Below are 13,834 nucleotides of genomic sequence, written 5' to 3'. Positions count from 1 at the left end.
CGGCGCCGCGCAGGGCGCGCGCGATGTTCGCGGCGGCCTGGATGACGGCGGCGCTGCCGCAGCCCGGCCCCGAAACCACCAGGGGCCGCTTCGCGGCCTTCAAGGCCTGCGCGATCTGCTGCACGAGCGCCTGCTGCACCTCATCCAGGCCGGACGCCGCCGGTGCCGACGCATCCAGCGCGTGCGCGACCGCCTGGCCGAGGCGCGCGATCTGGTCCGGCGTGGCGCGCGCAGTGGCCGTGGCGATCTCGTCCAGGCGCGTGGCGGCCGGCGTCGCCAGGAACAGCGGGCTGCGCTGCTGCTGCGCCAGCGTGCGCACGGCGGCGTCCTGCCAGCGCGGGATGTGGGCCTTCTCGGCCAGCTCGAAGGACTTCTGGCGCGTGGCCTGGCGCAGGGCCAGCGCCAGCCGCGGCGCGGTGTTGGATACATCCTCGCCCAGCACCAGCACGGCATCGGCCTGCTCGGCCTCGCGCAGGGTCGGCGCATGCGCGTAGCCACGGCGATGGATGTCGGCGATCAGACGCAGCAGGCCGTGCTCGGCGGCGGACAGGCCGTCGCAGAAATGGCTCGCGCCCACCAGCCGGCGCAGCGCGAAGTTGGCTTCCAGCGAGGCGCGCGGCGAGCCGATGCCGAGCAGGCGCATGCCAGCGGCCAGCATCGGCGCAATCGCCTGCAGGGCCTCGTCGCGATACACCGCCTGCAGCGCATTGCCACGGCGCAGCAACGGCGCGACCGGACGGTCCTCGCGGTTGACGAAGCCATAGCCGAAGCGGCCACGGTCGCAGATGAAATAGCCGTTGATGTCGCCGTGGTAGCGGTTGACGATGCGCTTGAGCCGCCCGTAGCGCTCGCCGGGGCTGGTGTTGCAGCCCACGCCGCAGTGCGCGCATACCGAGGGCGCGGTCTGCAGATCCCACTTGCGGCTGTAATGGTCGGACAGCGTCTTGTCGGTGAACACGCCGGTCGGGCAGACCTCGACCAGGTTGCCGCTGAATTCGTTCTCCAGCACGCCGTCCTCGGCACGGCCGAAGTAGACGTTGTTACGCGAGGCGAACACCGACAGGTCCTTGCCGTCGGCGTAGTCCTGGTAGAAACGCACGCAGCGGTAGCAGGCGATGCAGCGGTTCATCTCGTGGTTGATGAACGGCCCCAGGTACTGGTTGCGGTGGGTGCGCTTGGTCTCGCGGTAGCGGCGGTAGTTGTGGCCGCTCATCACCGTCATGTCCTGCAGGTGGCACTCGCCGCCCTCCTCGCACACCGGGCAGTCGTGCGGGTGGTTGGTCATCAGCCACTCGATGACCTCGCGGCGCATCTCCTTCGCTTCGGGGTGCTCCAGCGAGATGCGGGTGCCGTCGGCGGCCGGCGTCATGCAGGACATGACCAGCTTGCCGGTGGTGTCGTGCTCGTCCTTGAACTGGACCACGGCGCACTGGCGGCAGGCGCCGACCGAGCCCATGGCCGGATGCCAGCAGAAATACGGCAGGTTGAGCCCCTTCTCGAGGCAGACCTCGAGCAGGTTGCGGCGCGGGTCCACCTCGACCGGACGGCCGTCGATATAGATGGTCACCTTGCTCACACCGCCCTCGCCTGCGGCGCGCGCACGCGCCGCTCGAATTCCTCGGGGAAATACTTCATCGCGCTCTGCAGCGGCTCTATCGCACCCGGCGCATGCGCGCAGAAGGTGCGCCCGGGCCCCAGCCACTTCGTATGCTGGCGCAGGATCTCCAGGTCCTGCGGCGTACCATGGCCTTTCTCCAGCCGGATCAGGATCTTCTCGACCCAGGACAGGCCGTCGCGGCAGGGTGTGCACCAGCCGCAGGATTCCTGCGCGAAGAAATGCTCCAGGTTGCGCAGCACGCCGATCAGATCGGTCTGGTCGTCCACCACCGTGATCTGGCCGGTGCCCATGCGGCTGCCGGCGCGGGCGATGCTGTCGAAGTCGAACGGCAGGTCGAGGTGCGCTTCCGTCAGGAAATCGGTCGAGGCGCCGCCGGGCAAAAAGCAGCGCAGCTTCAGGCCCTCACGCATACCGCCGGCATGCTCTTCCAGGATCTCGCGGATGGGCGTGCCCATCGGCAGCTCCCAGGCGCCGGGCCGCTTCACCTTGCCCGACACGCCATAAATCTTGGTGCCGCCGTCCTTGCTGCGCGAGATGGACTTGAACCACTCCGCGCCATTGATGACGATGTGCGGCACGTTGCAGTAGGTCTCGATGTTGTTGACGATGGTCGGCTTGCCGAACAGCCCCGAGATCTGCGGAAAGGGGGGTTTCGCACGCGGAATGGCGCGCTTGCCCTCGAGCGAGGAGATCAGCGCGGTCTCCTCGCCGCAGATGTAGCGCCCGGCGCTGGTGTGCAGGTACAGCTCGAAGTCGAAGCCGCTGCCGAGGATGTTCCGGCCCAGATAGCCGGCATTGCGCGCCTCGGCCAGCGCCTGCGTCAGCAGCGCCGCACCGACGGTGTACTCGCCGCGCAGGAAGATGTAGCCGACATCGGCCTGGATCGCGTAGGCGGCCAGGATCATGCCCTCGATCAGCTGGTGCGGATCGCCCTCGATCAGCAGCCGGTCCTTGAAGGTGCCGGGCTCCATCTCGTCGCCGTTGGCGATCACGTACTTGCGCCTGGGGGCATTCTCGCCCATCGGCACCAGCGCCCATTTCACGCCGGTCGGGAAGCCCGCGCCGCCGCGGCCGCGCAGGTTGGACAGCTTGACCAGCTCGGTCACGCCGGTGCTGGCCAGGTGCTTGAGCGCATGGCGCAAGGCCTGGTAGCCGCCGGCGCGCTCATAGGCCTTGAGGTCCGGCGGCGGCTCACCCGGCCGCATGCGCGCGGTCAGCGGGAATTTCTCGCTCACCTTGCAGCTCGGTGCGGTCATCGATACTGCTCCAGCACGGCGTCCACCTTGCTCACGTCCTCGAGGTCGCGGTGCAGGTCGTCGCCCACCAGCATCGCCGGCGCGTGGTCGCAGGTGCCCAGGCAGGGGATCGGCAGCAGCGTGAAGCGGTTGTCGGCCGTGGTCTGGCCGAGGCCGATGCCCAGCTTCTGCTGCAGGCGCTCGCGCAGCCGGTCGTAGCCCATGATGTGGCAGGCGACGCTGTCGCAGAGCTTGATCACGTGCCGGCCAACCGGGCGGCGGTAGATCAGGTTGTAGAAGGTGGCGACGCTGTCCAGCTGCTCGGCCGACATGCCCAGCAGCTCGGCGGCGGCCTTCAGCTGTTCGTCCGACACCCAGCCGTGGCGCTTCTGCACGATCTTGAGCGCCTCGATGGACGCCGCGCGCGGGTCCTCGTAATGCGCCATCTCGTGGCGGATCTGGTCCTTTTCCTGCTCGGTTAACATACCCAAAACCCAAGATTGGACAGGATCGCTGGATCAACAGGATTTACAGGCGAGAATTTCTTCCTGGAAGAAAAAATTCTTGCTCTAGTCCTGTGAATCCTGAAGATCCTGTCATTCCTGTCCATTTCTTATCGGTCCACGTCTGCCATCACGAAATCGATGCTGGCGATCAGCGCGATCAGGTCCGCCACCAGCAGGCCCTTGCCGACGTAGGGGATCATCTGCAGGTGCGGGAAGCTGGGCGTACGGATGCGCGTGCGGTAGCTCATGGTGCTGCCGTCGCTCACCAGGTAATAACTGTTGATGCCCTTGGTCGCCTCCACCGCCATGCTGGCCTCGCCGGCCGGGATCACCGGCCCCCAGCTCACGCCGAGGAAGTGATTGATCAGAGTTTCGATGTCCTGCATGGTGTACTGCTTGACCGGCGGCGTGGTCAGCGGATGGTCGGCCTTGTAGGGACCGGCGGGCATGTTCTCCAGGCACTGGCGGATGATGCGCAAGGACTGGCGGATCTCCTGCTCGCGCACCAGGGCGCGGTCGTAGATGTCGCCGTTGTGGCCGATCGGCACTTCGAACTCGAAGTTCTCGTAGCCCGAGTAGGGACGCTGCTTGCGGTAATCCCACTCGAAGCCGGTGGCGCGCAGCCCTGCGCCGGTCACGCCCCACTCCAGCGCCTCTTCCTTGGTGTAGCTGGCGACGCCGATGCAGCGTTTCTTCAAGATGCGGTTCTGCAGCGCGGCCTTGTAATACTCGTCCATGCGCTTGGGCATGAAGTCGAGGAACTCGCGCACCAGCCGGTCCCAGCCCTCCGGCAGATCCTGCGCCACGCCGCCGATGCGGAACCAGGCCGGGTGCATGCGAAAGCCCGTGATCGCCTCGATCACGTCATAGGCCTTCATGCGGTCCGTGAACATGTAGAACACCGGCGACATGGCGCCGACGTCCTGGGCGAAGGTGCCGTAGAACAACAGGTGCGAGGTGATGCGGAAGAACTCCGACATCATCACGCGGATGACCTGCGCGCGCGGCGGCACCTGGATACCGGCCAGCTTCTCCACCGCCATCACGTACGGCAGGTTGTTCATCACCCCGCCGAGGTAATCGATGCGGTCGGTGTAGGGGATGTAGGTATGCCAGCTTTGGCGCTCGCCCATCTTCTCTGCGCCGCGGTGGTGGTAGCCGATCTCCGGCACGCAATCCACGATCTGCTCGCCGTCCAGCTGCAGGATGATGCGGAACACGCCGTGCACGCTCGGGTGGTTGGGCCCGAGGTTGAGGAACATGAAGTCGGTGCCGTCGTGCTCGCGGCGCATGCCCCAGTCCTCGGGCACGAAGCGCAGCGCCTCCTGCTCCTGCGCCACCTTGTCCGGCGGCAGGGTGAAACGCTCGAACTCGGTCGCGCGCGCCGGGTAGTCCTTGCGCAGCGGGTGGCCCTCCCAGGTCGGCGCCATCATGATGCGGCGCAGATTGGGGTGGCCCTCGAACTTGATGCCGAACAGGTCCCAGGCTTCGCGCTCGTACCAGTTGGCGTTGGACCAGAGTTTCGTGATCGAAGGTGCGGTCGGCGTCTCGCCCTTCGTTGCCAGCTTGATGCGCACGTCGCTATTGCGGGTGAAGGAACTCAGGTGATAGACGACGGTGAAGTCGGAGTCCGGCTGGCCATTGCGATTCTGCCGCACGCGCTCATCGATGGCCGTGAGGTCGTACAGCATCTCGTAGGGGTGATGGATGTCCTTCTTGAGATAACGCAGCACGTCGTGGAGGCGCTCGCGGCTGACCCAGAGCGTCGGGATGCCGTCGGCGGTCACCTGCTCGGTCAGGTGCTCGCGGCCGAAGTGGCGCAGCAGCTCCTGCGCGACGCTGCCTTTGGGCGTCGGCGCGACTGCCTCCTGGAGCACGGCGCTCATGACACAAGCTCCGTCATTCCGGCGCAAGCCGGAATCCAGCGACTTTGAAGGCGCCAGACCCCGGCTTCCGCCGGGGTGACGAGCGGGGCCCTACACCTCATCCGGGCTCCTCAGCTCGGTGACGAGCTTGCGCTCGGGCGTGCGCTCGTCGCGCAGACTGCGCTTGGGCGCCTTCACCACGCCCTGCGGCCCCACCACCCAGGAGAACGGCCGGCGCTCCTTACCGATGGATTCCTGCAGCAGAATTAAACCTTGCAGGAAGGCCTCGGGCCGCGGCGGGCAGCCGGAGATGTACACGTCCACGGGTAGGAACTTGTCCACGCCCTGCACCACGGAATAGATGTCGTACATGCCGCCGGAATTCGCGCAGGAGCCCATCGAGATGACCCACTTGGGCTCCATCATCTGGTCGTAGAGCCGTTGAATAATAGGCGCCATCTTGATGAACACCGTGCCGGAGATCACGATCAGATCGGCCTGGCGCGGGGAAGCGCGGATCACCTCGGCGCCGAAACGCGCGATGTCGTGCGGGCTGGTGAAGGCGGTGGCCATCTCCACGTAGCAGCAGGACAGGCCGAAGTTGTACGGCCAGATGGAGTTCTTGCGGCCCCAGGCGATCATGTCCTCGAGCTTGGCGGTGAAAATATTCCGCTTGACCTCCGCCTCGCTGATGGCGTCGGTCGCCGGCGCATCGAGGCGCCGCAGCGGGCGCTCGTCCGGGCGGCTCAGCGTCCAGCGGCTCATGCGCGCCCTCCGACGTCACGGCGTTGCCGGCGATGCGGGCCCCAGTCGAGCGCGCCCAGGCGCCACAGATAGATGAGCCCGGCCAGCAGGATGCCGACGAACACCAGCATCTCGATATAGCCCGGCCAGCCGGATTCGCGCGCGCTCACCGCCCAGGCGTAGATGAACACCGCTTCCAGGTCGAAGATCACGAAGAACATCGCGACCAGATAAAACTGCGCCGACAGCCGGAAGCGGCCCTCGCCGACGGTGACGATGCCGGACTCGAAGGGCTCGCCGTGGTTGCGGTGTTTCTCGCCGGCGAGGTAGGACAGGCCGAGCATGGCCAGCACGATGAACAGCACCACCGCCCCGTACAGGAACAGCGGCCACAGGGCATCGGCAAGCATGGCGGACCCGCTCAAGTCGTTCTCCCTCGCTCAGACACGCCGCCCCGGCTGCCGTGAGCTGAGGGCGTGAAAAACGGCTGCGCTATTGACCCCTTTACTACACCATCCCAAGGCAGGACTGACAAGCCCCAAGCTGCCGTTCTTGCTCGAAAAAACGCCGGCGCGCACTCATTCCTGCACCTGCACGGCCTGCTGCCAGGTGGGACGGTTGGTCCAGTGGATGGGCGGCACCGGGATGAAGCTGAAAGCGGTGTGCTCCACATTGTCATACTCCTCCACCGTCGCGCCCGGTTCGGCCGAGGCGTTGGCCAGCTGCGTACCGTCCCAGTTGGCCTGGTTGGCCAGTCCGCCCAGATCGGCCAGCGCGCGGTCGAGCGCGGTCAGCACGGCGCTGCGGCAGTCCGCCAGCGCGCCGGTGCCGGCACAGCGCAGTATGCGGTAGGGTCTGTGCCCCGGCACGTTCAGCGCCATGCGCAGCACGCGCCGCATGTGCTGGTACCAGCCTTCCTGGTAGGCCGAGCCCTGCTGGCGCGGCGCGTCGTAGCGTCCGGCCAGCAGCGGCGCGCCGATCTGCTCCACCGCCACCATCTGCGGCAGCACGGTATCGATCAGATGCGGGTACCAGGCGTCCATCAGCACCACGGCTGCGCGGTGGTCGTAAACGCCGTCCGCGTCACGGTCGCGGCGATAGCCGCCGAGCCTGATGCCGCCGGGCGCAGTGACCCCGATCCACTGGTGCGAGCCGTCATCGAGCCAGGCCTGCATCAGCGCCAGGACCGCCTGCTGGTCGCCAGTGAGCGGCCCCGTCTGCATCAGCTGCAGCAGCAGCGGCAATAGATCCTGCGCGCGCAGATCGGCGAAGGCGGCGTCGGCCATGATCTCGATCATGCTGGCCATCGTGTGCTTGCGCCCACTGGCCTTGAAGGCCTGCAGCCGCCGCTGCAGCAGCTCCATGCGGTGCGTCGGGCCGAAGGTACCGTTGGCGTCCGCCGCCCACCAGCCCGGCGCGCCGGAATTGTTCCAGTTGGCCAGATAGCCCTGCGCCGGATTGGTGTCCTGGATGTGCGCCGCCAGCGGCAGATAGCCTGGCCATTCGAAGTAGCCGTCGAGCGGGTCGCCGATCGCCTGCGGCCGCGCCCGGCTGGGGAAGCTGCGGGCGCCGGCGTTGCCGTCGCCACCGTACTGGGCGAAGAAGGCGGCGTCCAGACCCTGGTCGGCAGCCCACTCGAAGCGGCCATCGCCCCACACCGGCAGCTCCGGATGCTGCTGCGGATGGCGCACCGGATACAGCCCGCTCTGGATATAGGCCAGATCGCGACCGTCGCTGTAGATCCAGTTGAAGGTGCTGGTGGTGCTGTTGAACAGCCGCTTGAAGCGCGTCTGCGTCATCGGCGTGCCGGTGGTGGTCAGCAGCGCGAACGGTGCCGTGGTGTCCACGTCGCCGAAGAAGGTGCTGCGCTGCTCGGAAATCGCGACCGGCTCGCCATTCACCAGGGCGGTGGCGATCACCGGCCCGTAGTGCGTACGCAGAATGTTGCGCGTCACCTGCTGCGGCTGCGGCGGGCCGCCGAGCGCGAGGCTGGCGGGCGTCGGGACGGCAGTCCAGCGATCCACCCGGCGGTAGAAGCGCACGCACTCGCTGGCCACGCCGTCGCGATTCGCGTCGTAGCGGTAGCCGTCGGCATCGGGAAAGCCGTCCCCGTCGCTGTCCTCGCGCGAGGCCGGTGTGCCGTCCAGGTTGCACAGCCGGGAAACGCGCGTGTCGATCAGGTCGGAGCCGGCCGAGGTCGCGCTCCAGGCGAAGTTGCGGCCGCGGCCGATGACGATGTACGGCAGATTGACGGTGCTGATGCCGTGCGCCGCCAGCTCGAAGGGCGTGCCGCCTTTGGACACCACCGCCGCCTCCCACAGCAGCTGCGGTACGAAATAGCTGGTCTGCGGCCCCGCGACCATGATCGGATGCCCGGCCTCGGTCTGATCGGCGTTGACACCGAGCCAGTTGGACAGGCTCAGCATGGCGCCGCCCTCGTCCACGTAGGCGCGCCGCAGGGCCGCCAGCGTCTGCACGGCCGCGGCGAGCCCCTGCTCGCGGCGCAGCCCCGGCCGGTAGGGTACGACCGTTTCCTCCCCCGGCGCCTGCCGAATCAGCGCCGCCAGCGGCGCCGGCAGCGGGATGTGCGCGGCGGCGGACAGGGGCAGGCCCAGCGGCAGGCATTGCCCGCCGATACCGGGCAGCTGGCCGGGCGCGCACAGACCGTTGCCGCCCGCCGGGGCGGACTGGCCGCCAATGACCAGCAAAGGCTTGGGCTGGAGGCTGCCCGCATCCCAGATCGCGGCGCCGGCCGGCAGGGTCTGCGGACAGGACTCGTCCACGCTGGCCGGGGACTGCGTGCGGAACACGCGCGCGGTGCTGTAGGCCGTCTCGGGATCGTTGGCATGGCGCAGATCGCGCCACAGCTCGCAGCCGGGGCCGCTGATCACGCCGCCGGCCACGGCGTTCAAGGCCTGCAACAGACGGACGTTGCTGGCCTCGCCGCCTCCGCCACGACCGAACTGGGCCTGGATCAGCACCGCGTTGGCGACGATGTCGTTGATGGTGAAATCGCGCGGCGGGAACTTTGGCGGCAGACTGAGCGCGAGCGAGAAATACTCCGGCGGCACCGCGGCCAAACCTTCCGGCGTCTGCAGGAAATCGATGTAGGCATTCATGCCCGCGACGAACATCTCCACATCGCTCAGGAACAGTGGCCCGAGCGGGCCGATCTTGGCCACCGCGGAGTTGACGATGTCGGTCAGCTCCTGCTCGCTGTAACCGCCGCCGGCCCCGAACTGCCGGTCGAGCTCATAGGTCGTCGGCGAAGGCCCGAGAAATTCCGAGCTGCGCCCGCGTCCCACCTGCCGCAGCACGTCGAATAGCCACAGGCGGTCCTGGGCAGCGGCGAAACCCAGACCGTACTGCGCGGCCGGCCGGTCTTCGCCGGTGACGTAGGGCACGCCCCAGCCGTTGCGCCGGATGGTCACCTTGCGGCCGTTGGGTGCGGTCAGCTCGCGGCTCGACACCACGCTGTCGGGCTCCAGCCCGTGATCCTTGAAGTAGTTGCAGGCCTGGTCGGACTGCGCCCGATGCTCGCCGATGTTCTTGGGCGGCGTGCAGGATGCCGACTTGAGCCCCGGCCGGGCATAGGCCAGATTGCCGTAGAGGTCGAGCTGATCGCGGAAATTGGCCGGATACTGCAGCACCGGCGCGCCCGGCACCGGACTGCCCAGACCGCCGGCAGAATTGCCGTTGGCACCGGGCGGCAGCACGTTCAGATAAATGCCGGGGGCGCTGGTGCTGCTGCCGCCACCCCCCGGGCCAGCACCGCCCCGCGGGCTGCCGCCGCTGCCGTCACAGGCGCCGAGCAGCAGCCCCGCCAGGAGGCACGCGCAAGAAAGTGGCATCGCAGGCTGTCTGGACATGGGCTGCACTCCGCCGTCTCGCCGGCCTCCCTGCCCGTGTGACCGCGCCGTCCCGGCCGCGACCCCGCCACTGCGGCGGTGACTCATCGCCGATAATACTGGCGATGAGCGTGCTGACACTGCAAGACGCCGACCCCCAAGCATTGAGCCGGCTGCTGGCCTGCTACGGACTGCGCCTGCAGACCGTGCCCGTCGCTGCGGCCATCCCCGGCAGCCACTGGGGCGAGGCCGAGGCCGGGCTGGTGGGCGATGCGCTGTACGCCCGGCCGGACACGCCGCTGCACTCGGTGCTGCACGAGGCCAGCCATTACATCTGCATGGCGGCGGACCGGCGCCGCGGACTGCACACCGACGCCGGCGGCGACGACGCCGAGGAAAACGCGGTGTGCTACCTGCAGATCCTGCTGGCGGACCAGCTGCCGGGCTTCGGCCGCACGCGCATGCAGGCGGACATGGATGCCTGGGGCTACAGCTTCCGGCTGGGCTCCGCGCGGCGCTGGTTCGAGGAAGACGCGCAGGACGCGCGCGACTGGCTGCTGGCACATGCGCTGATCACGGCCGAGGAACGGCCGACCGGGAAACTGCGCGAATAGCCCCCGCCGCTCAATGCGGCAGGCCGGTGCGCCCTACTTCTTGGCCGAGGCCTGCTTCGCCACCGCCTCGGCGGCGGCCTGCACGGCGGCCTCGTCACCCAGATAGCGCCGGCTGCGCGGGCGCAGGTCGTCGCCCAGCTCGTAGAGCAGGGGGATGCCGGTGGGGATGTTGAGCTCGGTGATGTCGGCGTCGGAGATGCCGTCCAGGTATTTCACCAGGGCGCGCAGGCTGTTGCCGTGCGCGGCCACCAGCACGGTGCGGCCCTGCTTGAGCTGCGGCGCGATGGCGTCGTGCCAGTAGGGCAGCACGCGCTCCAGCGTGAGCTTGAGCGATTCGGTGGCCGGCAGCACACTGGGATCCAGGCCGGCGTAGCGTGCGTCGTTGCGCGGGTGGTTGGGGTCGCTGTCGGCCAGCGGCGGCGGCGGGATGTCGTAGCTGCGGCGCCAGATCTTGACCTGGGCCTCGCCGTGCTTGGCCGCGGTCTCGGCCTTGTCCAGGCCGGTCAGTGCGCCGTAGTGGCGCTCGTTGAGCCGCCAGCTGCGCTGCACCGGAATCCACATCTGGTCGAGCTCGTCCAGCGCAATCCACAGGGTGCGGATGGCGCGCTTGAGCACCGAAGTGTGGGCGACGTCGAAGCGCAGGCCCTCGGCCTTCATCTGCCGGCCGGCCTCGCGCGCCTCGGCGCGCCCCTGCTCGGTGATGTCCACGTCCACCCAGCCGGTGAAGCGGTTGTCGAGGTTCCACTGGCTCTGGCCGTGGCGCAGCAGGACGAGTCGGGCGGGCATAGCGCAGTCCATTCCAGGCGGGTTTTGGCGCGTGGCAGTCTAGCATCCGGTCCGAATGGCGCCCAAGACCCGCCGCCGGCCGCCGGGATTCGAAGCTCGTCCGGTCAGCCGGCACGATGGCGGTTCTTGAGCCGCACGTAGTGCTGCGCGGAATAGCGCAGGTTGTCGAGTTCCTGCTGGGTCAGCGGCCGCGCCTCCACCGCCGGGTTACCGCGGTACAGGTAACCGCCGCGCAGGCGCTTGCCCGGCGGCACCAGCGTGCCGGCGGCCAGGAACACTTCGTCCTCCAGCACCGCCTTGTCCATGACGATGGCACCCATGCCGATCAGGCAACGGTGGCCGACCGTGCAGGCGTGCAGGATCACGTTGTGGCCGACGGTGACGTCGTCGCCCACCCGCAGCGGCACGCCGCCGGGCGTGTACGGGCCGTCGTGGGTCACGTGCAGCACCGAGTTGTCCTGGATGTTGCTGCGCGCGCCGATCACGATGCGGTTGACGTCGCCGCGCACCACCGCCATCGGCCAGACCGACGAGTCCTCGCCGATGGTCACATCGCCGAGCACCAGCGCCGCGTCGTCCACGTACACACCGGCCGCGAGCTGCGGCGTCTTGCCCTCGAAACTGCGGATCATGACGGCTCTCCGGAAAAGGCGGGACGGCGGCAATCGCCCGGCGTGCGGCTGGCGCGCTGCGCCTGCTCGAGCGTGGCGCGCACCTGCTCGGCACGCTCGCCCGCCAGCGCCAGCGCACGCTCGGCATAGCGCAGGGCCAGCGCCGGGCAGCCCTGCTCGATCAGCACCTGCGCCAGATTGTTCAACACCGGCATGGCGTCCGGGTCCAGCTGCAGCGCCAGTCGCAGCGCCTGCTCGGCGCCGGCCAGGTCGTTCTGCGCATAGCGAGCATTGGCCAGGCCGAAGGGCAGCAGCAGCGCGTCCGGCCAGCGCCGCATGCCCGCGGCATAGGCCTCTGCCGCAGCGCTATGCTGCCCGGCGCGCTCCAGGGTCAGTGCGCCGCGGATGTAGGCCTGCAGGTCGGCGGCGGCCGGCAGTTCGCCGGGCCGCAGCACCAGCATCGCCCAGCTGCCGGCACGCTGCCAGGTCGCCAGGAACGTGGACCAATCCAGTACGCGTTCGCGGAGGCGGCCGGAGCGCAGTGTCACGGTACCCGCCGCCGCGTCGAAACCGACCAGCACCGCATAGTGCCACTGCGGCTGTGACGGCAGACCCAGATTCTGCAGCACCAGCACCGGACGTCCCGCGTCCAGTTCCTCCAGGAGCGCGGTCGGAGACTTCGGCAACTCCACCCCCAGTCGGCCATGGCGTGCCGGCGCGGCCAGCATCTCGGCCTGCAGGCTGCCCTGGCGCGCGGGGATGAATACCTGCTCGCTCAGCTGGGCCGGCGCGACCGCCACCCCGCTCCAGCCCAGCACCGTCGCCAGCGCCGCCGGGCCGCACTGGTGATCCTCCTGCGGGAAGAACGGAGCTTCGATCAGCCGCGCGCCGCCGGCCGCCGCCGGCGCGTCGCGCAGCTCATGCCGGGCGCAGCCTGCCAGCAGCAATGCCAGCAGCAGCCAGGCGCCCGTCCGGGGTGGAATCCGCCTGCTCAGATCTTGTTGATGAACGGGAAGATGTCGGTGATGCCGAGCAGGTCGGTGACGATCAGGATCACCACGATCAGGCCGATCACCTCCAGCGCGCCCGCACCGGCCGGCAGTTCCTCCGCCTGCGCCAGCACCTGGGCCGCCTGCTCGTCCGACAGCAACGCGACGCGCTGCTCCGCGCTGTCGCGCTCGACGCCGAGCGCCACCAGCTTGTCGGCCAGCACCGCGCGCGCCGCGCCGCTGGCCGGCGTCGCCGCCAGCGCCTCGGTTTCGATCATCGCGGCCTGCGCGGGCACCAGCACGGAAACGGCCAGCATGAGGGCGGCCATCACACGGGCCAGGGCTGGCATGAAGTTCTGGATACGCATGAGCTCTACTCCTTGTCGGTCGGCGCCGGATGTGCGCTGCCGATGGAGTATAGGGGAGGCTTGAAAGCGGAACCAAGACCCGCGTTCAGCTTGGCCTGTGCGTCGATGAAACCGGCGATGTCGTCCAGCACGCGGCTGACCTGGCGCAGCGGCGGCGCCAGGCTCGCGATCATGCGCACATGGCCCATGACGGGATAAATCACGGTCTGCACCGGGCCGCCCCGGGCGCGGATACGCGCCGCCAGATTGACGGTGTTCTTCAATCGGACCGTCGTATCGGTGCGGCCGTGCAGCAGGAGTAGCGGTGGGTTGTGGCCGTCCACGTGGTTGATGGGCTGGGAAAGCGGATAGCGCTCCGGCGGGCCGAAGATGTCTTTCAGATCGTCGTCGGTCAGCGGCAGGAAGTCGTAGGCGCCGGCCAGGCCGATCATGCCGGACAGCCAGCCGCGCTCCCCGCCCACGGCCTGCAGGTACCGCGGGTCCAGCGCCAGCAGCGCAGCGATGTGTGCGCCGGCGGAATGCCCCATCACGAAGAGCTTCTGCGGATCGCCGCCGTACTGGCGCGCATGCGCGCGCGCCCAGCGCACCGCCTGCGCGCCGTCCTCGACGAAAGCCGGGAAACGGACCTCCGGATACAGCCGGTAATCGGC

Annotated in this window: 13 protein-coding genes; 1 reads left to right on the top strand and 12 read right to left on the bottom strand. The window is 68.6% G+C overall.

Going from position 1 to position 13,834, the window contains the following annotated elements; genetic code table 11:
• The 7 genes from nuoG to VNJ47_01110 form a co-directional block, all read right to left on the bottom strand.
• A partial coding sequence (gene nuoG / locus VNJ47_01140) for an NADH-quinone oxidoreductase subunit NuoG (protein ID HXG27440.1) occupies positions 1–1,576 on the bottom strand: 1,576 nt, incomplete at its 3' end.
• Complete coding sequence (gene nuoF / locus VNJ47_01135; protein HXG27439.1) at positions 1,573–2,874, bottom strand: NADH-quinone oxidoreductase subunit NuoF; 1,302 nt, start codon at positions 2,872–2,874, stop codon at positions 1,573–1,575. The genes nuoF and nuoG, both read right to left, overlap by 4 nt.
• Complete coding sequence (nuoE, locus tag VNJ47_01130) at positions 2,871–3,338, bottom strand: NADH-quinone oxidoreductase subunit NuoE (protein HXG27438.1); 468 nt, start codon at positions 3,336–3,338, stop codon at positions 2,871–2,873. The genes nuoF and nuoE overlap by 4 nt, the downstream gene beginning before the upstream one ends.
• 128 nt (positions 3,339–3,466) lie before the next feature.
• Positions 3,467–5,245 carry an NADH-quinone oxidoreductase subunit C/D gene (gene nuoC / locus VNJ47_01125; GenBank protein ID HXG27437.1) on the bottom strand — a complete coding sequence of 593 codons (1,779 nt, stop codon included), beginning with the start codon at positions 5,243–5,245 and terminating at the stop codon, positions 3,467–3,469.
• A gap of 90 nt (positions 5,246–5,335) precedes the next feature.
• Entirely contained in the window at positions 5,336–5,989 is a 654-nt protein-coding gene (locus VNJ47_01120; GenBank protein ID HXG27436.1) for an NADH-quinone oxidoreductase subunit B family protein, read from the bottom strand.
• Positions 5,986–6,393 (bottom strand): NADH-quinone oxidoreductase subunit A, encoded by a 408-nt coding sequence (gene ndhC, locus VNJ47_01115; protein HXG27435.1) that lies wholly within the window; start codon positions 6,391–6,393, stop codon positions 5,986–5,988. Before ndhC ends, VNJ47_01120 begins: the two co-directional genes overlap by 4 nt.
• A 153-nt stretch (positions 6,394–6,546) precedes the next feature.
• A complete protein-coding gene (locus tag VNJ47_01110; protein HXG27434.1) occupies positions 6,547–9,837 on the bottom strand; it encodes a penicillin acylase family protein in 3,291 nt (1,096 codons plus the stop codon).
• Between the two features lie 110 nt (positions 9,838–9,947).
• Here VNJ47_01110 and VNJ47_01105 point away from each other — a divergent pair, with 110 nt between their 5' ends.
• Positions 9,948–10,430, top strand: a complete 483-nt coding sequence (locus tag VNJ47_01105; protein HXG27433.1) for a hypothetical protein — start codon at positions 9,948–9,950, stop codon at positions 10,428–10,430.
• A gap of 33 nt (positions 10,431–10,463) precedes the next feature.
• Here the strand turns inward: VNJ47_01105 and gpmA are convergent, their stop codons facing one another.
• The 5 genes from gpmA to VNJ47_01080 form a co-directional block, all read right to left on the bottom strand.
• Positions 10,464–11,216: a 2,3-diphosphoglycerate-dependent phosphoglycerate mutase gene (gene gpmA, locus VNJ47_01100; GenBank protein HXG27432.1), complete on the bottom strand. Its 753-nt coding sequence runs from the start codon at positions 11,214–11,216 to the stop codon at positions 10,464–10,466.
• A gap of 104 nt (positions 11,217–11,320) precedes the next feature.
• Positions 11,321–11,848, bottom strand: coding sequence for a gamma carbonic anhydrase family protein (locus VNJ47_01095; GenBank protein ID HXG27431.1), 528 nt, complete (start codon positions 11,846–11,848; stop codon positions 11,321–11,323).
• Positions 11,845–12,774 (bottom strand): PA2778 family cysteine peptidase, encoded by a 930-nt coding sequence (locus VNJ47_01090; protein HXG27430.1) that lies wholly within the window; start codon positions 12,772–12,774, stop codon positions 11,845–11,847. The genes VNJ47_01095 and VNJ47_01090 overlap by 4 nt, the downstream gene beginning before the upstream one ends.
• Positions 12,775–12,818: 44 nt before the next feature.
• Positions 12,819–13,184 (bottom strand): PA2779 family protein, encoded by a 366-nt coding sequence (locus tag VNJ47_01085; protein HXG27429.1) that lies wholly within the window; start codon positions 13,182–13,184, stop codon positions 12,819–12,821.
• 5 nt (positions 13,185–13,189) lie between these two features.
• Positions 13,190–13,834: alpha/beta hydrolase (locus tag VNJ47_01080; GenBank protein ID HXG27428.1), on the bottom strand; the 645-nt coding region annotated here is incomplete at its 5' end.

It is taken from the genome of Nevskiales bacterium, assembly GCA_035574475.1.
In the GTDB taxonomy this organism is placed as follows: Bacteria; Pseudomonadota; Gammaproteobacteria; order Nevskiales; family DATLYR01; genus DATLYR01.
Note: the sequence above shows the minus strand (reverse complement) of the source record. Positions and strands in the feature narration are given on the sequence as shown.

Excerpts from the sequence above, each read along its gene's own strand:
- VNJ47_01110 (HXG27434.1), bottom strand. The coding sequence starts at position 9,837 with ATGTCCAGACAGCCTGCGATGCCACTTTCTTGCGCGTGCCTCCTGGCG.
- nuoF (HXG27439.1), bottom strand. The coding sequence starts at position 2,874 with ATGACCGCACCGAGCTGCAAGGTGAGCGAGAAATTCCCGCTGACCGCG.
- VNJ47_01120 (HXG27436.1), bottom strand. The coding sequence starts at position 5,989 with ATGAGCCGCTGGACGCTGAGCCGCCCGGACGAGCGCCCGCTGCGGCGC.
- gpmA (HXG27432.1), bottom strand. The coding sequence starts at position 11,216 with ATGCCCGCCCGACTCGTCCTGCTGCGCCACGGCCAGAGCCAGTGGAAC.
- VNJ47_01095 (HXG27431.1), bottom strand. The coding sequence starts at position 11,848 with ATGATCCGCAGTTTCGAGGGCAAGACGCCGCAGCTCGCGGCCGGTGTG.
- nuoC (HXG27437.1), bottom strand. The coding sequence starts at position 5,245 with ATGAGCGCCGTGCTCCAGGAGGCAGTCGCGCCGACGCCCAAAGGCAGC.
- VNJ47_01085 (HXG27429.1), bottom strand. The coding sequence starts at position 13,184 with ATGCGTATCCAGAACTTCATGCCAGCCCTGGCCCGTGTGATGGCCGCC.
- nuoE (HXG27438.1), bottom strand. The coding sequence starts at position 3,338 with ATGTTAACCGAGCAGGAAAAGGACCAGATCCGCCACGAGATGGCGCAT.